Consider the following 21026-nt stretch of genomic DNA (forward strand, 5'->3'; position numbering starts at 1 on the left):
AGTGCGGCCTTTTTTTATCGTTCAGGATCGATTACCGGGCGGTTTACCAGCCTTTAATGGCATCACCCTTGTAGACTTCTTCCGCTTTGGCCGCAACTTCCGGTGACTGCAGCGCAGACTTCAGCTTCTGAATTTTGTCGCTGTCTTTATTATCTTCACGTGATACCAGTGCATTGACGTAAGGCGACGAGGCACTTTCCATAAATAAACCATCGCGGTGTGCTGATAATCCAGCCTGAGCCGAGAAGTTGGTATTGATGATGGATAAAGAAACGTTCGGATCGTCTAACGTGCGGGTCAGCTGTGGCGTGTCCACTTCAACCAGCTTCAGATTTTTTGGATTTTCGATGATATCCAGTGAGGTCGGTAAATAACCCACACCGTCTTTCAGTTTAATCAGACCCTGCGCCTGAAGTAACAGCAGGCTGCGTCCCAGCGTGGTCGCCTCGTTAGAGATAGTAACAGTGGCGCCATTCTGCAGTTCACTGATATTTTTGATTTTGTGAGAATAGGCCGCAATCGGGAACACGAAAGTCTTGCCTACCACCGCAAATTTATAGCCGCGCTCTTTCGACTGATCTTCAAGATAAGGCAGGCTCTGGAAGGCGTTGGCATCAACCTCTTTGTTATTCAGTGCTTCGTTTGGCAGCACATAATCATTGAAGTTAAGAACTTCGACATCGAGCTTGTATTTATCTTTGGCAACCTGCTGTACCACCTGCCAGATCGCTTCATCTGGTCCGGTATTAATCGCGACTTTAACTTTGTTATCGTCGTCTTTAGAGCAGGCGGATAATAATAAAACAGAACTGGCGAGTAATGCCGTAAACAAACCTTTCATTATCATAAATCCCTCAGATAGTAGATGGCTTCAAAGATAATACAGAACGCAGAGGTTGCGTACTGACGGTGGAATATATCTTATAACCGCAAAGCACATTTCGAACATTAATTAACCATCCACTCTGCTGGCCCGATCATTCACGCTATTTTTTCTGCACTGGCTGACTGATCGTTTACTGATTCATCACGTATGAAACCCTCAGCGCTATTTTCTTCTACGCTTATTGCTCAGTCACTACTGGCATTCTATTGAGTAACAACAGGGATTAACCATGTCAAAGCAGGATAACGAGATTAACGCGGTCGAAGTGATGCGCAGCAGCCAGGCCTGGAACGGTGAGGTGATAAATGCTTATCCCACTGGCGAACCTGAACTGACAGTGATGCGACTGTCACTGCCTGCTCATACGTCATTGCCCTGGCACACCCACCCGATGCCGAATGCGGCGTTTATTCTTTCCGGCACTCTGATTGTTGAGGATAAAGAGAGCGGCGAACAGCGCACATTCACAGCTGGTGAAGCTCTGAATGAAACGGTTAATAGCGCGCATCGTGGTTACACTTTGGATGAACCCGCTGAACTGGTGATCACCTATGCCGGTGTAAAAGGGCAGGAACTGACCGAGCCGCTGCCGGGAGAACCCGAAGAGTTTTAAGTAGCGGCGTTTGCCATAACTCATGACGGCAATGTTTTCGCTGCCGCTGTTTAACGCTGAAATAAACCCCGTCCGGATTTGATTCGGATCAGTAAACGGTGTGTCTGCACAGACCAGGATTAACGTTCTTTGCTCCATCCACACCCACAATGTAAAAGGATTTTTTCATGGATAAGAACGTTGCCCTGCTGCTCGCGCCCGGTTTTGAAGAAGCTGAAGCCATTATCACGCTCGATATTCTTTCACGTCTGGGCGTTCGTGTGACCACTGTGGCCTGTCAGCCCTACAGGGAAGTGACCAGCTACCATCAGGTGAAGGTGGTGGCTGATGAGCTGCTGGAGGAGAATCGCGAGCGCCTGTTTGATGCGGTGATTGTGCCGGGCGGCCCGGACGGCAGCAAAAATCTGTCAGCGAATGCTGCGGTGATCGATTTTATTCGCCGGCATGATGAAGCAGGTCGTCTGGTCTGCCCAATCTGTTCCGCAGCGGCCAGAGTGCTGGCACCTCATGCGCTTTTAAAGGGACGGCGTTATGTCAGTTCCGGCACCTCTTCAGAGGGTGTCACCGATGGCGTTTACGTTAACGCATCAGTTGTGAAAGATGGCAATCTGCTGAGCGGACAGGATCTGGGCGCGGCGTTTGATTTCGCCTTTGCCATCGCTGTTACCCTGACAGGTGAGGGCGACAAAGCCACTGAACAGGCGGAACACATCAGTCACAAGCTTAAAGTGGATTTCGCTAAGCTTTAATCCACGCTTGCGCCCCCGAAGCGGCAGGCTGACGGGGCGCACAGTAATTGAAAAAGCGCTTTCTATTCACAACCAAATCCCGCATCCCGCAATACCCTTTTTGCCTGCTCTGAACCTAAGAACGTCGCCAGCCTTTGCGCCTGTGGCGTGATGACCGCACAGGCATAGCGTGCAACAGGATTAACAGCCGCCGGAATATCCACAACCGTCAGCCCGGCAATCCGGCTCAGGGCTGTCCGATAGCTGGCATAGCCGATAAACAGATCCGCCATATCCGCCTGAATAATCCATTCCGCTGCCAGTCTGCCCGCAGGAATAGCTGCTGAGTCACGCCCGCCAACCAGCGCGAGGGCGCGCTGGCGCACCGCTTCACCTGCATTACCCATCCGGGAGAAAAGAATCTGCGTATAGTCACCCGACGGGTCGGCACCATGTGTGGACGTGGCGATTCGCAGCGAGTCACGGGTGAGCAACGTATACCAGTCGTCTCCAGCAAGAAGACAATCGCTGCGCACCGTAATGCAGAGCCGGTTGGTGGCAAACGGCATGACTGCCAGCGCGCGTCCGGCAGCCAGCAGCGTCTGCGGATGATCTTCACTGGCTGAAGCGAAGAGGTCGCACGGCTCACCGGACTCAATGCGTTCGCGGAGCAGGCCGGCGGGACCAAAACGGGTTTCAACCGGCTCCGGAAAGGACGCCATTAGTGTCGGCCAGACGCCTTTCAGGCTGCCCGCTGCCAGTACCTGCATCACTCCGGCCCCTGATAAGTGGTGCGATAAAAACGCTGATACCAGCGGTTAGCCAGCTTGTTCATGTCAACATCCTGAAACTTCTGCGGATAGAGTTTTTTTGCCATCCACAGCTCGCCAAGCCCCATAGCTTCAGGCATCGGATAGCCCCAGGCTTTGGCATAGTCCGGCATCAGATAAACGCGATGGTTTTTGACCGCGTCAATCGCCTGCCATTGTGGAGAGCTGTTGATTTCATTCACGACAGAAGGGTAACGGTCCTGGACAAAAATCACCTGCGGATCCCAGGCGATCACCTGCTCCATCGATACGGTTTTAAATCCTTTCACAGTCGCCGCGGCGACATTAACCGCACCCGCATGCTGCATCATCAGACCGGTATATTTCCCGGAACCATAAGTAGTCAGTTGCGGATTGGCCATATAGGCGCGAATACGTCTCTCCGCCGGTATATCTTTCAGGCGGTCGCTGACGATTTTGCGACCCTGATCGGTGGCCGCAATCAGCGCTTTCGCTTCGGCGGGTTTATTGATGATCTCGCCAATCAGCGTAATGCCTTCGCGCAGACCTTTGTCATAGGCCATTTCCTCATCACTGAGAGTCGGGTTCATTTTGTCCTGTTCACCCGGCAGGTCATGACGCAGAGAGATAGCCACGACAGGGATCCCCAGCGCAGTAATGCTATCGATCATCTCGTGCGGGGCATAGTTGGTGACAAACACCACCTGCGGATGCAGCGCCACCAGTTTCTCCGGATCAACATGCGTCAGATCCCCAATCACAGCCATAGGGTTCAGCTCAGGGGCGAGTCGGGCATAGCCGTCGCCGAGTTGCTGCTTCCAGTTCGCCATCACCCCGACGATTTTATCGGTGGCGTTCATCTGCACCAGCAGGTTCAGCGTCTGGTGCTGAAGCACAACAATGCGTTCAACGTGGTCAGGAATCGTAACCTGACGGCCAATCTGGTCGGTGATCTGGCGTGATGCCTGGGAAGAGAGCGGAAAGAGTATCAGTAAACCGAATGTGCATGTCTGCCAGAAGCGCTTCATTAGCTATCCTCGAAAATCGTTATGCATTTGATTATATAGCGATAGGTGATGTGCGTCACGATTTGGGTCATTGTTTTGGGAAAGCAGGGCGAAGGTAAACCATATTGTTACCGATAAGACTCAAGGTAGTTCAGCATTTTAACTCCACGGTCAATAAAATCCTGAGCGACTCATAATGATTTGCCGCTTTCCCTGTCTTTGATCAACGTTCGTATAAATACAAGTGCGTTACTCTGCGACCTCTAAGATTTCAGACCTGACAGCCTGACAGGAAGTCAACTGCATGATAATCAGCCCGCCATTTGTCCGTACCCGGAACACCGGAGAAAGTGACGCATCATGGGTCAGCAGAATGATGCCCGTGGATATAAACCGGGATTTCCCGCTCAACCGGCACGCATCATGGCACGGGGGCGTGCACGTCCTCCACACCGACCGTACTGAGGAAGGCTATGACCGCGTTGAGTTTGTCCGCGCGATTGCTGATGGGGAAGTTGTTTCTTTTCGGTCTCCGTCTTCCACACACAAACGTGATACTTTTCCGCTGAATTATGATGGCAGAACCGATGACGGCTATGTCCTGCTAAAGCATCAGACCGATATCGGTGAAAACTGCCGTGTCGTTTATTACTCCCTGTATATGCATCTCATGGACCGGCTGGACCCGGCAATCAGAGCCGGAGCAAAAGTCTGGCGCAAGGACCGTATCGGGCAGAGTGGTATGGTTAGCGAAACCAATGCCTTTCACTTTGAGGTGTTCTGTGACAACGTGAACATGCTGAAGCTGACCGGACGCACCACCCCTGAACTCGATATCACCCGTGACGGCAGAACCGACACCCTTTATGGCGATATCCATTTTTATCTGCCGCCCGGTACACGCTTTTACGAATCGGTGTCTGACGCTGCCTCTCCGGACACGGACCGCCTGAATTCAGTTCATACCACCACGGAACCGTTATTCGTCAGCATGACCTTCGAAAAAGGCGACTGCACGATGGTAACCCGCAGGCAGAACACCACCACGGCGGCACGTTTCGACACAGTGGGGGAGCCGCTGGTGAATGCAGATGCCAGTCCGGCAGACAATTCCATTGCCGAAACATATCTGAAATATGAATACAATCTGTACCGGACAGCCTGCCGTCTGTACCCGCAGAATCCGTCTGCCGGGTTCGAACTGCTCCGTTTCGGGCGGGTCATCAGCACTGAACATGAAACCATGACGCCTGCTGATGCGCCGTTATGGCGTACCGTCAGCTTCCCAGGCGGAACGGGCATGGTCAATCTGGCCAGCCCTGAAATCAAAAAATTCAGCGATGCCGACTTCCCGCACTGGACAGGGTGGCGGATGCTGGACGATGACACGGACAACAACAGTCAGTGTAATTCTCCCCTTATCGCCGGATTGCAGGACAGCGGGCATTTCGGCGACCTGAGCAGCCGTCTGGTCTGCCATTTTCCGCTGGAGTGGAATGCTGCTACCTTTGACCAGCGCTATACCTGGCTCAGAAGCGGCTCTGACAATGTGCCGGCCATGTCAGAAGAAGACTATGAACGGCTGAAAAGCCATGCCTCAGCGCTGTGTTTTGACACGGGCGAACACGGCACCGGTCGGTTATGGCATTTCCATCCGACGGCTTTTATTGCCCATTTCCGCAAGTGCTGTTGGATAAGTAAGCAGGAGCTAAAACAATTTATCCCCCTGAACGTGATAAGAATGGCTCGTCGTAATAGTTATCTCTGGGAACCAATAGTCTATAGAGATGGTACTGGAAGTATGGCTGATAGTATTCGTATTCATCTGAATAAGGGAATGCAAAAATATCTGATTAATACACCTCTGCGTATTGCCTGCTTCTTTGGGAATGCCATACAGGAAACGCAGTGGTTATCCGAAAGAGAAGAAGTTGGAAGCCGGCAAGTTTGGTATTATCCATGGCATGGGCGTGGGTTATTGCAACTAACTAGCCCAAGAAACTACTTTGATTACTTTAGTTTTCGTGGCCTCCCATACACTAATGATATAAAAAATAGATTATCTGAAGAATACAATCGTCTGTATGCAAACAGAAATATCAGACAAACAGACAATCATCTGTCAGATACAGAAAATGATATTCCTTATGATATTATCATGTGGAGAAGTAACGTTAGTGGTAACGATCATGACGTCGTTGACAGTGCCGGTTTTTATTGGATTTCGGCTTATATGGCTTATCATTCAGATGCAGAACATGAGCTTGAAAGATGTAGCGTAAATACAAATTCCAGAGTAAAAGTATACTACCGCAGCCCTGCCTTCTGGAAGGCCAGTGCTTCAGTTAATCTACCCGGGAGAATAAACACTCTATACTCAACTGCCCTCAATGGATTCAATGATCGCTGCTGCGTATACGGCAGTGCTATTTCAGTACTCACTGAGCAAAAATTCCCAGATAACAATGGCAATGCAATAGTCGAAAAACCTGAATCAAACCAGTTAAGGAGAGGGTAATGAACAGAGTTCTATTATTTCCAATTTTAATTTTCTTTATTACACCTCCACTTTTCGCTGATCAACTACACAGCCAGCATGATGTAGAGTCTGACAATTCTGCATTGACATTACTTCATAATACCCTGGCAGAGATGCTTCAAAACGAACCAGGGCAAGAGCTGGAAAAAATAGCAGATAAATTTCCATTAACAAACTACACTGACTTTACAATCAACACTGAAATATCAATAAAAACAATCAAAAAGCCTTCCGCTAAAATTAGTAATGATGAATGGCAGGCTTTTATCAACACAGCCTTCATTGCTGACTCGGAAAATGGAGAGGTTAATTGCAAACTTGTTGATCTTGATGGTGACGGAGAGCGAGATCTCATTATTAGTAGCTACTCAGGAGGAACTGGATTATTTAGTTACACAGGGGTCCTAAAACGGATTGGTGACAAATTCTTCGATATAAATAACAATGCTGAAAATGACACTCAGACTATAACAGGTGCTCTATATTCAGAAAATGGGCGCGGGGCCAATCAGTGGGGGCAGTGGGTTCGCATTAATGACCAAGTCTATGCACTTTGGTTTAATGGTGAATATGATGAAGATACCTTTTATTTGTTGCGGCCATTTAATACAGACAATAAAATACCGAGTATAACCATTTATTATCAGTACGAATACGATAACTCCTCGATTGAACCGCAAGACGAAGGAAAACAGTTAAATCCAGCATTAAACGATCGTGACAAAAAACAGTTAATTAAATCGCTCAATTCTAAGAAGTATTATTTCAATAAACAAAAAGAAGAACAGGAACAAGAGCCTGTTTGCCCAATCCCAGCAGGTACATCATCTGAAGATGCAGCGCATTATAGAAATGAAATTGCTGGAAGTTATGTCACTCAACCTGTCGCAGTTATCCCTTTTTGGTTGAACGGGACGTGTTTCATCGGTTCTGTTGAAAGCTATTTTGGTCGTGGTGAGCTAATGACTATTAGTTCACCGAAAGATTTGAATATACTTGGCACTTACTCGATTACGGGGTTACGCCATTTAAAATCAATAAAAAGTGGATGGAAATCCAGAGAAGAAAACATTCCCTTATAATCGGAACTTTTAAAGATTCAGAGGAACCGGTTGTGCATAACATCCTCTGTCAGCGACGGTAGTAAGACAATGCGGCATTCGCTACACCGACAATCACCTGTCTGATGCAGAAAACCACGTCCCGGAAAATATTATCCGGTGGCGGAATAACGTCAGCAGCGACCTGCATGAGGCGGCCAGCAGCGCCGGATTTTACTGGATGGCAAGGGATATGGCCCCCTACGCGGATGCCGAACATGTGCTGGAGCGGAGCAACGTCACTCCCCGGCTGAGCGGGATAAAGATTTACTACCGCAGCCCGGCCTTCTGGCGGGCCAGTGCCACCGTCAACCTGCCGGGTCAGATCGATAACGACCGATATCAGGGGCTGAATGGCTTTAATACCCGCTGCTGTGTCTACGGCAGCGCGATAGCCGTCTTCACCGAGCAGAAATTCCCGGACAGCCATAACAATCCGGTCAACGAAAAACCAGAATCAGGCCAGCTAAGGAGAGGCTGATGAAGAAATTATTACTGCTGATGGCAATCCCGTGTTTTACATCCGGAAAAATAACGCCTGAAATAACCATTCCAGACAGCTTCAGTGAGTCGTCTTTCGACCAGCTATCATTACACAGAGGTAACTACCTGGCTAATACAGCTAGCTGCGAAATTGTTTCATTAAAACTATTCCATCCAATAGAGCATAATAAATACCCGCCATCAGCATCCTGGCTTTGCCTGTTTCCTGTTGATGTCATCAATGACGGATATGGCCTAAACAGATCGCTTGCTGAAAAGGTCTACCTTGATAAAAAAACGGATCGGTGGAAAAAGAAAGGATATATCAGAAACAGAAAAGAAACCCAGCGTTCTCTTGATGTTTATGGCATCAAAAGCCTGAGCGAGTTACAGCCTCTGAAGCTGTTTAATATTCAGTCAGTCAATGCCCGTGGCTATGCGGTTATCGACAGCAATATTCCCCTGGAGGAAAAGCAGAAAGGAGTGAAGAAAAGGCTATCATTCTGCCTGATACAAAATCATAGCTATTCTGCTTTTTGGGGTTTTGGCTCAATGATTAATGTCGTTGACGGCAAAGAGATTGATTTCACTCCCTATATGCTCAAATCTCTTGAGACCATCGAAATGGGGTTACCGGCGAAATCAAATAATTGACAGTGACTAAATTGGCCATATGCCTGATTCAAATTCATATACAGCTAAGATGCTCACAAGCAAAAGGATCTGATAAGGATTCTTTTGCTTGTCCAGGTCTATCCTGTATTTTTACTCTAAGTTTACATTTCACAGAGCGTCAGCCGCCCTCATAGCTTCCCCACCACAGCACTGATTATGTGCAATGCCCGTTGCTGGTTCACCATCCCGGTGCCTTCTGTGCCGAAACCCGTCTACCTTGCTGATATTTCTGGCTTTAATTTCTGGCACGCCATTTGCTGAAATCTTAGCAGTAAGCAGCGTATGACACATTGATAGCAAATAGCTGGCTAGGGTTCCGGTTCACGCAGGTGAATGTCTGGTCCGAGAGCTGGCGACCTCTGCGAGGTTACACGGCGGGACAAAAGCCCGGGAGACAGCGGCACCATCTGGTGTCCTGCGCTGCTCCCGTTTTTTTGTGCCAACCAGAGGTCAATCATGAAGAAATCCCCCCTCCTGACGCTGATTCTTTCGCTGACGCTGCTGGTCAGCGCGCCGTCTTTCGCCGCCGTCAAAAAAGAGTTCAACATCTGCTGGACCATTTACGCGGGCTGGATGCCCTGGGGCACCATCAGCAATGAGAAGATCATTGATAAATGGGCCAGCAAATATGGCATCAAAATTCATATCACTCAGCTCAATGACTACATCGAGTCGATCAACCAGTACACCGCCGGGCAGTTCGACGGCTGCACCATGACGAATATGGATGCCCTGACCATTCCTGCAGCCGGCGGCATTGATAGCACGGCGTTGATCACCGGCAGTTATTCCGATGGCAACGACGGTGTGGTGCTGAAAGGCGAAAATAAAAAGCTCAGCGATCTGAAAGGGATGTCGGTCTATCTGCCTGCGCTGTCAGTGTCGCACTATCTGCTGGTACGCGGACTGGAGAAGGCCGGACTGCAGGAAAAAGACGTTAAAGTCGTGAACACCTCCGATGCCGATATCGTCTCAGCGTTCGGCACCAGCAACGTTAAAGCGGCTGTGGCCTGGAACCCGCAGCTTTCAGTCATCAAAAAGACACCGCAGACGACAGAAGTGTTCAGCTCATCGGCCGTGCCGGGCGAGCTGATTGACATGATGGTGGTCAATACCGACACCCTGAAAGATAACCCCGCACTCGGCAAGGCGCTGACCGGTGCCTGGTTCGAGATGATGGCGAAGATGCAGGCCGGAGACACCCAGGCGCTGAGTGCCATGGCGGCCGATTCCGGTACGGACCTCGCCGGTTATAATGCGCAGCTGAAAACCACCCACCTGTTCTGGACCCCCGCCGAAACCCAGACCTTTGTCTCATCCCCCGATCTAGCGAAAACCATGCAGCGCGTCGCTGCGTTCTCCTTTGATAAAGGATTGCTGGGTGAGGGCGCGCAAAGCGCTGACTTCATCGGCATGCGCTTCCCGGGCAACGTCACCGTCGGCGACATCGCAAACATCAAACTGCGCTTTGACGACAGCTATCTGAAGCTGGCCGCTGCGGGCAAGCTGTAATCACCGGACTCAGGAGTTTTTGCCATGCGCCACATCAACCGCTATCCCCGGCAGGGAATGCGCCTGACGCTGATGCTGTTACCGTTTGTGTTGCTGATCGCCGCGTGGTTTATCAGTTCGGCAGTGCGTCTGGAGGCGAATCCCCACGACAAACTGCTGCCCGGCCTGTCGCAGATGATCGCGGCCATCGACCGGATGGCGTTCACGCCGGACAAGCGCAGCGGGGAGTATCTGCTGTGGGCGGATACGTGGATTAGCTTAACCCGTCTGCTGACTGGCCTGGCGCTCTCTTCGGTAATTGGCTTGTGCATCGGCATTGCTGCGGGCGTCTTTCCGATGACCCGCGCGGCGCTGTCACCGTTCATGACCGTGGTGTCGATGATCCCGCCGCTGGCGCTGCTGCCAATGCTGTTTATCGTCTTCGGGCTGGATGAACTGTCAAAAGTGATGCTGATCGTCATTGGCATCACACCAATGCTGGCGCGCGATCTGGAGCATCGGGCGCGCGAAATCCCCGCAGAGCTGTTTATCAAAGCGCAAACCCTGGGAGCGAACAGCTGGACGGTGGTGCTGCGGGTCGTGCTGCCGCAGCTGTTATCGCGGCTGATAACGTCGCTGCGTCTGCTGCTGGGATCGGCATGGCTTTTTCTAATCTCCGCCGAAGCCATCTCCGCTACCGCCGGGCTGGGTTATCGCATTTTCCTCGTCCGCCGCTATATGGCGATGGATGTGATCATTCCTTATGTCATCTGGATCACGCTGCTGGCGTGGCTGATGGATCTCGCGCTGCGGCAGCTGCACAAAGCCTGTTTCCCCTGGGCGGAAGGAGGCCGGGAATGAGTTTTATCGATATCAAAAATATCTGGCAGGAGTATGGCGACCACGTGGTGCTGGAGCGCATCAATCTGCAGGTGAAAGAGGGCGAATTCTGTTCGCTGGTAGGGGCGTCCGGCTGCGGTAAATCGACATTTTTACGCCTGCTGCTCGGTCAGGAGAAGCCGACACGGGGATCAATCACGCTGGACGGTGAGCAACTCCCCGGAGAGCCGGATCGCAGCCGTGGCGTGGTGTTTCAGCGCTATTCGGTTTTCCCTCATCTCAACGTGCTGGATAACGTCGCCATTGGCCTCGAACTTCCGGCGTCACCTTTTACAGGTCGGCTGTTTGGTGCCCGAAAACGCCAGGCACGCGAACAGGCTAAACAGATGCTGGAGAAGGTCGGGCTGGGCCATTCGCTGGATAAATATCCGGCGCAGCTTTCCGGCGGAATGCAGCAGCGGCTGGCGATTGCACAGGCGTTTGTGATGCAGCCACGCGTGCTACTGCTGGATGAGCCGTTTGGCGCGCTGGATCCCGGCATCCGCAAAGATATGCATGCGTTGCTGCTCCAGCTGTGGAGCGAAACCCGGATGACGGTCTTTATGGTCACGCACGACCTTGCCGAAGGTTTCAATCTCGGCACCCGGCTGCTGGTGTTCGACAAGGTGCGCATCGACCCGCAGGCCCCCAATGCGTGGGGCGCGCGTATCACCTACGACATCCCGCTTAATGAGACGCGGCTATCACAGCTGGCGACCAACAGCAGAAACAACATTTCCCCTTTAAAGGAGACCGCTCAATGACAGAACTTTTTCATTCAGCCCCGAGCCTGCGCGAAGAGCCGCTGCGCGGTGGCGCGCATACCTCGCTGATTCTGCGCAAAGGGCAGATCCTGCGCCTGACCGATATCGAAGGCGGCGCGAACGTCAGCATGATGATGCTCAATCCGCACGAGAAAAGTGAACGGCTCAATCTGCCGGACACCCTGAAAGGTCAGCACACCGCACGCCTGACTACCGGCCACTGTTTCTACTCCGATATGGGCCGCGTGATGGCCGCGATTGTTGCGGACAGCTGTGGCTGGCACGATCCATTTGGCGGCGTACTCAACGCGGCGGAAACACAGGAGAAGTACGGTGCCGGTCGCTATCAGGAGTTGCGCAACGGCTTCTATCGCAACGGCGTGGATAATCTGCTGGTTGAGATGGGCAAATGGGATTTGGGTCTGGAAGATCTGCTGATGGTCGTCAACTTTTTCAGCAGGGTAACGGTTGATGAGCAGGGGCGCTTCGGGTTCAGCGCGGATAACAGCCGCGCAGGGGATTTCGTTGAGCTTTACGCGCCCATGGATGTGCTGATGGTGCTGACCGCGCTGCCACATCCGCAGGATCCGGCCACTGACTATCTCCCGCGTCCGGTCCAGCTGAGCTGGTATCAGGCCGACGATATGCAGGCAGTCAGCGAGGCGATCGTTAACCGCGGTGAAAACCAGCGTGCATTTCACAACACTCAACTTTTTGCCCTGTAAGGAGGCTGCGATGACCGTTGTCCACTCTGATCGTCGTCCTGAAGATGCCGTCTATCGGCACGTGATCCCGGCAGGCGAGCCGTGGCTGTTCGAAGTCAAAAAAGGGCAAACGCTGCGACTGCTCGACCTCGAAGGCAATCAGGCGATAGATACCCTGTTTTACAACACCGACAACCCACGTGAACGCTACGATCCTCAGCGCACGCTGCGTCGTCAGGGCAAGGTCTATCTGACCACCGGCAGCGTGCTCTATTCGAATCTCGGCAATCCATTACTGACGATCGTCGCCGACACCTGCGGTCGCCACGATACCCTGGGCGGTGCCTGTTCCCAGGAGAGCAACACCGTGCGCTATGCCCACGATAAGCGCTACATGCACAGCTGTCGGGATAACTTCCTGTGCGCCTGCCTGCATGATGGCCGTCTGCACAAGCGGGATATCGGCGCCAACATTAACTTTTTTATGAACGTTCCGGTCACGCCTGAAGGCGGTCTGACCTTCGAAGACGGCTTATCTGCGCCCGGCAAATATGTCGACCTGGTGGCCGAATGCAATGTAATGGTGCTGATCTCCAACTGTCCGCAGCTGAATAACCCCTGCAACGGCTGGAACCCGACGCCCGCCGAAGTGCTGGTGTGGAACTGAGCCAGCCCTCTGAACTTCTCCGGCCACCTTTATAGTGCCGGTCAGCCCCGGGGACGGCCCCAGGGAATATCGAATTTTGCGGGACGACCCGCATCCCTGAGAGTTCGCCTATGTTTGAAACCTTACTGATTGCCAATCGCGGCGCGATCGCCTGTCGCATCCTTCGCACGCTGCATGCCATGCAGGTGAAAGGCGTTGCCGTTTACTCCGAAGCCGACCTGAGCAGCTTACATATTCGCGAGGCGGATGACGCGCTGAGCCTGGGTGAAGGCCCGGCGGCACAAACCTATCTGGTGACGGAAAAAATCATCGCCGCCGCGCTGCAGAGCAGGGCAAAAGCGATCCATCCGGGCTACGGTTTTCTTTCTGAAAACGCCGCCTTTGCGGAAGCGTGCGAGGCCGCCGGCTTGATTTTTGTCGGTCCCACGCCGCAGCAGTTACGGACCTTTGGCCTGAAACATACGGCCCGCGCGCTGGCGAAGGCCGAAGGCGTGCCGTTGCTGGAGGGCAGTGAGCTGCTGGCGGATGTCAGCGAAGCTCGCCGCGCCGCAGAGCGTGTCGGCTATCCGGTGATGCTGAAAAGCACGGCGGGCGGTGGCGGCATTGGCATGCGCGTCTGCGGTGATGCGAATGAACTGTCAGACGCGTTTGAAACCGTACAGCGCCTCGGCCAGAACAACTTCAGCGACGCCGGGGTGTTTCTCGAAAAATATATCGAACGCGCCCGTCATCTTGAGGTCCAGATTTTCGGTGACGGAAAGGGCGAGGTTATCGCACTGGGCGTGCGCGACTGCTCGATTCAGCGACGTAATCAGAAAGTGATCGAAGAGACGCCTGCGCCGAATCTGCCGGCTGGCATGGCCGAAGCGCTTTGCTCGGCGGCTATCGCCCTGGGGAAAGCGGTGAACTATCGCAGCGCGGGTACGGTTGAATTTGTTTACGACAGCGCAGCGCAGCAGTTCTATTTCCTTGAAGTGAATACCCGCCTGCAGGTTGAACATGGCGTGACAGAGCAGGTCTGGGGCGTGGATCTGGTGAAATGGATGATAGAGCTGGCGGCAGGCGATCTTCCGCCACTAAGCGCATTAGCCGCCACGCTGAATCCACAGGGCCATGCCGTGCAGGCACGCATCTATGCAGAAGATCCGGGACGGCAGTTCCAGCCTTCACCCGGACTGTTAACTGAAGTCCATTTCCCGGCAGCCGACGATAAAACCCTGCGCATCGACCGCTGGGTGGAGGCCGGATGCGAAGTCCCGCCATTCTTTGACCCGATGCTGGCAAAAGTGATTGCCTTCAGCGCTACGCGCGATGAAGCCATCGCCGCACTTGCACAGGCGCTGGCAGAAACCCGCCTCAATGGCGTTGAAACCAACCGCCGCTATCTCCAGCAGATTTTAGCCTTTAAGCCCTTTACGGCGGGTGAACCCTGGACCCGCTGCCTGGAGCAGCTCAGCTATCAGGCGGCCACCGTTGAGGTTCTGAGTGCCGGCACCCAGACCAGCGTGCAGGACTATCCCGGACGACTGGGATACTGGGCAGTCGGTGTGCCGCCGTCGGGGCCGATGGACGATCGCGCTCTGCGCTCAGGCAACCGTCTGCTGGGCAATGACGAGAGTGACGCCGCGCTGGAAATCACCCTGAACGGGCCCACCCTGAAATTTAACACGGCGATTCAGGCGGTGGTCTGCGGTGCGCCGCTCAGTGTCACGCTGGATGGCGTTGAACAGGCGATGGACGCTGTGTTTACCCTTCCGGCGGGATCAACGCTAAAGCTGGGCGCGATGAATGGCGCGGGCGTCAGAAGCTATCTCTGCCTGAGCGGCGGTATTCAGGTGCCCGACTATTTAGGCAGCAAAAGCACCTTTACCCTCGGTCAGTTTGGCGGACACGCTGGTCGTGCGCTGAGCAGCGGTGATGTGCTGCATCTCGCGCCACGGACTACGAACACAGCCGGAACAGAATTGCCCGTTGCGCTGCGCACCGCTCTCGCGCCGGTTCGCACGCTGCGCGTAATTTACGGTCCCCACGGCGCGCCGGAGTTCTTCGCGCCTGACTATATGGCGACGTTCTTTGCTACAGAATGGGAAGTGCACTTTAACTCCAGCCGCACAGGCGTGCGCCTGATTGGGCCCAAGCCGATCTGGACCCGCGACAGCGGCGGCGAAGCGGGACTGCACCCCTCAAATATTCATGACAATCCTTACGCCATTGGCGCGGTAGACTTTACCGGTGATATGCCGGTCATCCTGGGACCGGATGGCCCGAGTCTCGGCGGGTTCGTCTGCCCGGCGACGGTGATCGAAGCGGATCTCTGGCAACTGGGACAGCTCAAAGCGGGTGACAAAGTGCAGTTTGTTCCGGTGGATATCCCGACGGCACGGCGACTGGCAGAGGGACGTCGCAACGAGCTGACCACGCTACAGCCACAGGAGATTCACTGGGCGCCTGCGCCGCTGATGTCACCGGTAATAATGACCTGCGGCGAGGCCGATAAACGTCTGGTGGCGCGGCTTTCTGGCGATACGCATCTGCTGCTGGAGGCAGGCGAGCCGGAGCTGGATCTGGTGCTGCGCTTTCGCATTCACGCCCTGATGCAGGCGCTGGAAGCGCAGTCCCGCAACGGCATTATTGATATCACGCCGGGCATCCGCTCGCTGCAAATCCATTTCCAGCCGGAGACGCTGACGCCAGACGTGCTGCTGGCGTGGGTGCGCGGTGAGTGGGAGAGGGTCTGCATGAGTGACGACCTTCAGGTGCCGACACGTGTGGTGCATCTGCCGCTCTCCTGGGACGATCCCGCCTGTCAGAAGGCGATCGAAAAGTATATGACCACCGTGCGCCCGGACGCGCCCTGGTGCCCGAGCAACCTTGAGTTTATCCGGCGGATAAACGATCTGCCGGATGAGCAGGCCGTCTGGAACACCGTGTTTGAGGCCAGCTATCTGGTCATGGGTTTGGGCGATGTCTATCTTGGCGCGCCGGTTGCCACGCCGCTGGATCCGCGTCATCGGCTGGTGACGACGAAATATAACCCCGCCCGCACCTGGACGGCGGAAAACTCAGTGGGCATCGGCGGCGCTTATCTGTGTGTTTATGGCATGGAGGGGCCTGGCGGCTATCAGTTTGTGGGCCGCACGCTGCAGATGTGGAACCGATATCACGAAGTAGCCGATTTTGGCGGTAAGCCCTGGCTGCTGCGCTTTTTTGATCAGATCCGTTTTTATCCGGTCTCTGCTGAGGAACTGCTGCAGATTCGTCGCGACTTTCCACTGGGTCGCTATCCGCTGCGCATTGAGCACAGCACGCTGCGGCTGGCGGCGTATCAGGATTTCCTTGCGCGTGAAGCGGAGAGTATCGGCGAATTTCGTGAGCATCAGCAAACCGCATTCAATGCGGAACGTGACCGCTGGATAGCCAGCGGCCAGGCCCATTTCGACAGTCAGGAAAACGTAGCGGAAGAAGGCGGCGACGCGCCGCTGCAGCCAGGCGAGCAGGGGGTTGAAAGTCCGGTCTCCGGCAATCTCTGGCAGGTGCAGGCGACCGCAGGCAGCCGGGTGCGGGAAGGAGATATCCTGGTGGTGCTGGAGTCGATGAAGATGGAGATCCCACTTCTGGCCCCGTGCAGCGGCATTATTCAGCAGGTCAGCGTCCAGCCAGGCAGCGCAGTGCGTGCAGGGCAACGCGTGGCGGTAATCGTTGAAGATAACGCGTAACGACGATGACAACCGGCCAGCCGGATAAGTTCATGCTGAATGCCGCTGCGCCCGTCAGCGGCAGATTGCTGGCGGGCGCAGGCAACATGCATCACAGCAGCCGGGTATCAGCACCGCGCGCCCAGTTCTTTTAGCCAGTCGATCATCGCTTCACTGCCAGGCTGACTCAGCGTGCGTTGCGGCCACGCCAGGAAATAGGGTTTGCTCAGCGGCAGGCAAAGATCATCCACCACCACCAGATCGCCACGCGCCAGTTCTGGCGCGATAAGGCGTCGCTGTCCCAGCAGCAGTCCAACACCAGCCACCGCCGCATCAATCGCCAGTGAGGTCAGGTTAAAGCTGAATGCGGGCTGCGGCAGCGGTTCATCCATGCCTTTTGCCTGAAACCAGCTTTGCCAGTCCGGCAGGAATCGTCCTTCATTACCCCAGTCGAGGTGGATCAGCGGCGCCTGACTTAAGATCGTTTCCGGCGTGAAACGTCGAAGCAGAGACGGACTGGCCACCGGCAGCACCTCATCCTGAAACAATCTGATCTTATCCAGCTGCGGGTAACGATCTTCACCAAAGCAGATTACGAAATCGGCGGGCATCGACGTGAAATCGACCGATGAATGGGTCCCATGTAACGAGAGATCGATATCCGGGCAACGATCGCGCCAGTACGTCAGTTCGGGCAGCAGCCATTTCGACGCCAGCGCCGGTAGTGCGTAAATCGTGAGTTTTGGGGCGCTGGCCGCATGACGGATGTTCTGCTGGCCGAGGTGCAAAATATCAAAAGCTTCGGTGACATAGCGCAGATACTCTTTGCCGGTTTCGGTCAGCATCACGCCGCTCTGCGTGCGCAGAAACAGCGCGCTGCCGAGTTGTTCCTCCAGCTGGCGAATCTGCTGGCTGACCGCCGCCGGGGTCAAAGCCAGCTGGGCGGCAGCTTTTGCCAGGCTGCCCAGTTCGGCGGCCACTTTAAAGGACTGTATGACGCTGATTTTGGGCAACCTTGGCAATTGGGCAGGCATTAACTCTTCCTTATCAGGGCAGTAAGTTTTTATCGTTACGCAGCGTGGCAGGCGACAGGTAGAGTAACATCACACCTGCCCATCATGAGAAATGTTGCTATGTCTGGATCCCTCGTTCGTCTTGATCTTCATCCGCTGGCCGATCAGGGCTGGCGTCAGCGCTGTCGTGAGCAGTTAAACCACGCCGGCGCGCTGGTACTGCGTCAGTTTTTACAACCTCATGCTCTGGAGGCGATTATTGAAGAGGGCAATGCCCGGCGTCATCTGGCCTATCACACCCGCAGCAAACACAATGTCTACCTGATGAAGCCGGATGAGGCGTTCCGCGCGGATCACCCGCGCAACCGGGATGTGCTCAGCACCAAAGGATGCATTACAGATGATGTTATTGCTGCCGACTCACCGCTGCGCCAGCTTTATAACGATGACCTGTTCAAACATTTCCTGTGCGATGTACTGGGAGAGGAAGCGCTCTATCCTTATGCCGACCCGCTTTCTTCGATTAACCTGCACTATGCGTCTGACGGCCAGGAGCTGGGCTGGCACTTCGACAACTCCTCTTTTGCTATCACCTTGCTGGTCCAGAAACCGCTGGCGGGCGGCGTGTTTGAGTATGTGAAGGATCTACGTGATGCCGATGCCGGTGAGATGAACTTCGACGGTGTCGACGCAGTACTGGACGCGCGCCAGCCGGTTGACGCGCTGGAGATTGATGCCGGCGATCTGGTGCTGTTTCGCGGCCGTAACTCCCTGCATCGCGTGACGCCGACCGAAGGCGAGGTCACGCGGATGCTGGCTGTGCTGGCTTACAATACTCAGCCTGACATCGCGCTGTCAGAAACAGCCCGAATGACCTTTTACGGCAGACTATAAAATCAGAGCGTGTCCGTCAGGGCACGCCAGCCGCGCTGAAAGATTTGCTGCGTGCGGAAAGCCACTAACGCACGCCAGTCCGCATCTTCGGGCCAGAATCCCTCGACCAGCTGCTGCTTTAGCATCTGGCCAGCCGCACTGGCCGGATCGCCAGTGAGATGGAGCCAATGATCTTCACGCACCCGCCGGTGCATATCCGGACCCTCGTAAGTCCCGCATTCCACCACCAACGGCAATATCAGTGTGTCAGGAAGGGAACTCAGCAGGTATTGCGACAGATATCCCGTTGCGGTGGCGGTGACACCGGTTACGCTGTCACGTCCGTTACCGGTCAACAACACGGTAAGCCATTCACCGTAAATGGCTTTGCCCCACTCATGGGCAGCATAACGCTGCTCTGCAATGGACAGCAGCATCGGATGCCCCCACGCGCCAGCGCCGGTATGCAGATCAAAGCTGAGGATGGTTTTTGCAACCAGGAGATGCTGGTCGATGATCGCCTTCATCGTCAGGTGAGACCAGCTGGGCTGGTGTCCGCCGAAGAAGAACCCATCCGCAAACGTATACTGTCCGGCTTCCACCACGCGTTTAACTGCCTGCCAGCCTTCACCCTCCAGCGCCTCGGCCAACTGCCGATCCGCACTGGCACGGTCGCCATGATAGATTCCGTGCCATTGCGCATAATCCGGGTTGGCCGGAACGGGCTGGCTGAAGTCGATAAAGTTACGATTGAGATCGATATTGTCTTCGTTTACGCGCCGTAAATGGGCTGCTCCCCACGGATTGAGCAGGTGAACCAGCAACAGTCCGGTATCAGCGGGTAATGCTATTTCATCCAGCGCATCGAGCCAGGCGATTTGACAATCCGAACCATAATAGCCTTCAACGCCGTGCGTGCCGGAGACCACCAGCATCAGACGTGATGCCGTGGCGGGTCCCAACCGTGCCACATCCGTATACAGCGCTTCGCCCTGCGGGCCAGGGAGAGGGTGCGGGTAAGAAGTGATTTCTGCGCCTTTATTCTGCGCAGCGGCAAGAAAGCGTGCGCGCTGAGCGCGGTAATCGGGTAATGCCATGTTCAGCCTCCTGCGATGCGGCGCGCGAACCGCATCACGGATAAACGTTGAATTTGAAGTATTTTTTGGTCAGCTGATCGTAGGTGCCGTTTTTGTGGATCTCTGCCAGCGCCGTGTTGATCATCTTCAGATTTGCCTCATCGCCTTTGCGTAACGCGATACCGACACCATCACCAAATATCACTTTATCTACCAGCGTCCCTTTAATGGCGTACGGCTTGCCTTCCGATGTGGTGAGGAATCCCTGTTCAGCAGAGACCGCATTCGCCAGGCTGCCATCAAGACGTCCGGCGACCAGATCCGGGTAGACTTCCATCTGATTAGGATAAGAGACGATTTTGACGCCCTGCGACTCCCATTTGGTTTTGGCGTAAGTTTCCTGGATGGTGCCCTGAGCCACACCAATTGTCTTACCGCGCAATGAGGCAACGTCGGTCGTCAGCTTGCTGGCCGCTGGCGCCAGTAGGGCACTCGGGGTGTTGTACAACATGTCGCTGAATGCCACCTGCTGACGACGTTTGTCGGTCATCGACATTGCCGACAGGATGGCGTCAAATTTCTTCGCCTGAAGGGCAGGGATGCTGCTGTCAAAACCCATCTGCACCCACTGGCACTTCACCTTTGCCTGCGCGCAGATGGCGTTGCCAATATCAATATCTAAGCCCTGTAACGACCCATCAGCCGCTTTAGATTCAAACGGCGGGAACGTCGGATCAACGCCAAAGCGAAGTGTCTGCTGGGCCAGTGCACTCTGGGTGAACGCAGTAAGCGAAAACAGTAATGCAAGAGATACGCTCTTTTTCATATTTTATTTCCCGACAGGTGAAATTAAGCACAACATTTAAATTTAATAACATGCGGCCTGTTTTGCTGCCAGCGAATAAACCGCGTTCTGCCAGAGTAAAATCTTATGTTATTAAGGGACTGTGCGAATTATTGATACGGCGTTAAATTTTGCTTAATACTAAATCTGTTACGGGATGGAAGGCTTGAGAGGTCCGGAACGGGAGCCTGAAAGCAG

The 21026-nt window shown here is 54.1% G+C and carries 19 protein-coding genes and 1 riboswitch; of the genes, 13 read left to right on the top strand and 6 right to left on the bottom strand.

Features of this window, described 5'->3' with window-relative positions:
* Window positions 1–43 precede the first annotated feature (43 nt).
* Complete coding sequence (locus EGO56_RS19955) at window positions 44–841, bottom strand: MetQ/NlpA family ABC transporter substrate-binding protein (RefSeq protein ID WP_013196271.1); 798 nt, start codon at window positions 839–841, stop codon at window positions 44–46.
* 274 nt (window positions 842–1115) lie between these two features.
* Between EGO56_RS19955 and EGO56_RS19960 the strand changes: the two genes are divergently transcribed.
* Window positions 1116–1499, top strand: a complete 384-nt coding sequence (locus EGO56_RS19960; protein WP_033735718.1) for a cupin domain-containing protein — start codon at window positions 1116–1118, stop codon at window positions 1497–1499.
* Between the two features lie 167 nt (window positions 1500–1666).
* On the top strand, window positions 1667–2248 hold the full coding sequence (locus EGO56_RS19965; RefSeq protein WP_135910789.1) for a DJ-1/PfpI family protein: 582 nt from the start codon (window positions 1667–1669) through the stop codon (window positions 2246–2248).
* 62 nt (window positions 2249–2310) lie between these two features.
* Here the strand turns inward: EGO56_RS19965 and EGO56_RS19970 are convergent, their stop codons facing one another.
* Window positions 2311–2997 (bottom strand): molybdate ABC transporter substrate-binding protein, encoded by a 687-nt coding sequence (locus EGO56_RS19970; RefSeq protein ID WP_135910790.1) that lies wholly within the window; start codon window positions 2995–2997, stop codon window positions 2311–2313.
* Window positions 2997–4046: an ABC transporter substrate-binding protein gene (locus EGO56_RS19975; protein WP_135910791.1), complete on the bottom strand. Its 1050-nt coding sequence runs from the start codon at window positions 4044–4046 to the stop codon at window positions 2997–2999. Before EGO56_RS19975 ends, EGO56_RS19970 begins: the two co-directional genes overlap by 1 nt.
* A gap of 283 nt (window positions 4047–4329) precedes the next feature.
* On the opposite strand from EGO56_RS19975, the gene EGO56_RS19980 reads away from it, so the two are divergent.
* The 10 genes from EGO56_RS19980 to uca all read left to right on the top strand — a co-directional run bounded on the left by EGO56_RS19980 (window position 4330) and on the right by uca (window position 17043).
* Window positions 4330–6543, top strand: coding sequence for a M23 family metallopeptidase (locus EGO56_RS19980; protein WP_167493460.1), 2214 nt, complete (start codon window positions 4330–4332; stop codon window positions 6541–6543).
* On the top strand, window positions 6543–7646 hold the full coding sequence (locus EGO56_RS19985; RefSeq protein WP_135910792.1) for a hypothetical protein: 1104 nt from the start codon (window positions 6543–6545) through the stop codon (window positions 7644–7646). Before EGO56_RS19980 ends, EGO56_RS19985 begins: the two co-directional genes overlap by 1 nt.
* 211 nt (window positions 7647–7857) lie before the next feature.
* Complete coding sequence (locus tag EGO56_RS19990; protein ID WP_238349042.1) at window positions 7858–8145, top strand: hypothetical protein; 288 nt, start codon at window positions 7858–7860, stop codon at window positions 8143–8145.
* Window positions 8145–8801, top strand: a complete 657-nt coding sequence (locus tag EGO56_RS19995; protein WP_135910793.1) for a hypothetical protein — start codon at window positions 8145–8147, stop codon at window positions 8799–8801. The genes EGO56_RS19990 and EGO56_RS19995 overlap by 1 nt, the downstream gene beginning before the upstream one ends.
* Before the next feature lie 318 nt (window positions 8802–9119).
* Window positions 9120–9218: riboswitch (guanidine-I (ykkC/yxkD leader) on the top strand.
* Between the two features lie 60 nt (window positions 9219–9278).
* Entirely contained in the window at window positions 9279–10334 is a 1056-nt protein-coding gene (locus EGO56_RS20000; protein ID WP_135910794.1) for a putative urea ABC transporter substrate-binding protein, read from the top strand.
* Window positions 10335–10358: 24 nt separating this feature from the next.
* Complete coding sequence (locus tag EGO56_RS20005; protein WP_013196263.1) at window positions 10359–11174, top strand: ABC transporter permease; 816 nt, start codon at window positions 10359–10361, stop codon at window positions 11172–11174.
* Window positions 11171–11956: an ABC transporter ATP-binding protein gene (locus tag EGO56_RS20010; RefSeq protein WP_135910795.1), complete on the top strand. Its 786-nt coding sequence runs from the start codon at window positions 11171–11173 to the stop codon at window positions 11954–11956. The genes EGO56_RS20005 and EGO56_RS20010 overlap by 4 nt, the downstream gene beginning before the upstream one ends.
* Window positions 11953–12681 (top strand): urea amidolyase associated protein UAAP1, encoded by a 729-nt coding sequence (locus EGO56_RS20015; protein ID WP_135910796.1) that lies wholly within the window; start codon window positions 11953–11955, stop codon window positions 12679–12681. Before EGO56_RS20010 ends, EGO56_RS20015 begins: the two co-directional genes overlap by 4 nt.
* 10 nt (window positions 12682–12691) lie before the next feature.
* Complete coding sequence (locus tag EGO56_RS20020) at window positions 12692–13327, top strand: urea amidolyase associated protein UAAP2 (protein WP_135910797.1); 636 nt, start codon at window positions 12692–12694, stop codon at window positions 13325–13327.
* 110 nt (window positions 13328–13437) lie between these two features.
* On the top strand, window positions 13438–17043 hold the full coding sequence (uca, locus tag EGO56_RS20025) for an urea carboxylase (RefSeq protein WP_135910798.1): 3606 nt from the start codon (window positions 13438–13440) through the stop codon (window positions 17041–17043).
* A gap of 107 nt (window positions 17044–17150) precedes the next feature.
* On the opposite strand, the gene EGO56_RS20030 is transcribed toward uca, so the two are convergent.
* The gene (locus EGO56_RS20030; RefSeq protein WP_135910799.1) at window positions 17151–18056 is read right to left on the bottom strand and encodes a LysR substrate-binding domain-containing protein; all 906 of its coding nucleotides are present in this window, start codon (window positions 18054–18056) and stop codon (window positions 17151–17153) included.
* Between the two features lie 99 nt (window positions 18057–18155).
* Here EGO56_RS20030 and EGO56_RS20035 point away from each other — a divergent pair, with 99 nt between their 5' ends.
* Window positions 18156–18929, top strand: a complete 774-nt coding sequence (locus tag EGO56_RS20035; RefSeq protein ID WP_135910800.1) for a HalD/BesD family halogenase — start codon at window positions 18156–18158, stop codon at window positions 18927–18929.
* A gap of 2 nt (window positions 18930–18931) precedes the next feature.
* On the opposite strand, the gene EGO56_RS20040 is transcribed toward EGO56_RS20035, so the two are convergent.
* Together EGO56_RS20040 and EGO56_RS20045 are read right to left on the bottom strand one after the other, a co-directional pair.
* Window positions 18932–20005: a DUF2817 domain-containing protein gene (locus EGO56_RS20040; RefSeq protein WP_135910801.1), complete on the bottom strand. Its 1074-nt coding sequence runs from the start codon at window positions 20003–20005 to the stop codon at window positions 18932–18934.
* A gap of 34 nt (window positions 20006–20039) precedes the next feature.
* Window positions 20040–20810, bottom strand: a complete 771-nt coding sequence (locus tag EGO56_RS20045) for an ABC transporter substrate-binding protein (protein WP_135910802.1) — start codon at window positions 20808–20810, stop codon at window positions 20040–20042.
* Window positions 20811–21026: the final 216 nt, after the last annotated feature.

Origin of the sequence: Pantoea vagans, assembly GCF_004792415.1 — a bacterium.
GTDB lineage: Bacteria > Pseudomonadota > Gammaproteobacteria > Enterobacterales > Enterobacteriaceae > Pantoea > Pantoea vagans.

Bases quoted from the DNA above. Each gene is read 5' to 3' on its own strand.
- EGO56_RS19955 (WP_013196271.1), bottom strand. From the start codon at position 841: ATGAAAGGTTTGTTTACGGCATTACTCGCCAGTTCTGTTTTATTATTA.
- EGO56_RS19960 (WP_033735718.1), top strand. From the start codon at position 1,116: ATGTCAAAGCAGGATAACGAGATTAACGCGGTCGAAGTGATGCGCAGC.
- EGO56_RS19965 (WP_135910789.1), top strand. From the start codon at position 1,667: ATGGATAAGAACGTTGCCCTGCTGCTCGCGCCCGGTTTTGAAGAAGCT.
- EGO56_RS19970 (WP_135910790.1), bottom strand. From the start codon at position 2,997: ATGCAGGTACTGGCAGCGGGCAGCCTGAAAGGCGTCTGGCCGACACTA.
- EGO56_RS19975 (WP_135910791.1), bottom strand. From the start codon at position 4,046: ATGAAGCGCTTCTGGCAGACATGCACATTCGGTTTACTGATACTCTTT.
- EGO56_RS19980 (WP_167493460.1), top strand. From the start codon at position 4,330: ATGATAATCAGCCCGCCATTTGTCCGTACCCGGAACACCGGAGAAAGT.
- EGO56_RS19985 (WP_135910792.1), top strand. From the start codon at position 6,543: ATGAACAGAGTTCTATTATTTCCAATTTTAATTTTCTTTATTACACCT.
- EGO56_RS19990 (WP_238349042.1), top strand. From the start codon at position 7,858: ATGGCCCCCTACGCGGATGCCGAACATGTGCTGGAGCGGAGCAACGTC.
- EGO56_RS19995 (WP_135910793.1), top strand. From the start codon at position 8,145: ATGAAGAAATTATTACTGCTGATGGCAATCCCGTGTTTTACATCCGGA.
- EGO56_RS20000 (WP_135910794.1), top strand. From the start codon at position 9,279: ATGAAGAAATCCCCCCTCCTGACGCTGATTCTTTCGCTGACGCTGCTG.
- EGO56_RS20005 (WP_013196263.1), top strand. From the start codon at position 10,359: ATGCGCCACATCAACCGCTATCCCCGGCAGGGAATGCGCCTGACGCTG.
- EGO56_RS20010 (WP_135910795.1), top strand. From the start codon at position 11,171: ATGAGTTTTATCGATATCAAAAATATCTGGCAGGAGTATGGCGACCAC.
- EGO56_RS20015 (WP_135910796.1), top strand. From the start codon at position 11,953: ATGACAGAACTTTTTCATTCAGCCCCGAGCCTGCGCGAAGAGCCGCTG.
- EGO56_RS20020 (WP_135910797.1), top strand. From the start codon at position 12,692: ATGACCGTTGTCCACTCTGATCGTCGTCCTGAAGATGCCGTCTATCGG.
- uca (WP_135910798.1), top strand. From the start codon at position 13,438: ATGTTTGAAACCTTACTGATTGCCAATCGCGGCGCGATCGCCTGTCGC.
- EGO56_RS20030 (WP_135910799.1), bottom strand. From the start codon at position 18,056: ATGCCTGCCCAATTGCCAAGGTTGCCCAAAATCAGCGTCATACAGTCC.
- EGO56_RS20035 (WP_135910800.1), top strand. From the start codon at position 18,156: ATGTCTGGATCCCTCGTTCGTCTTGATCTTCATCCGCTGGCCGATCAG.
- EGO56_RS20040 (WP_135910801.1), bottom strand. From the start codon at position 20,005: ATGGCATTACCCGATTACCGCGCTCAGCGCGCACGCTTTCTTGCCGCT.
- EGO56_RS20045 (WP_135910802.1), bottom strand. From the start codon at position 20,810: ATGAAAAAGAGCGTATCTCTTGCATTACTGTTTTCGCTTACTGCGTTC.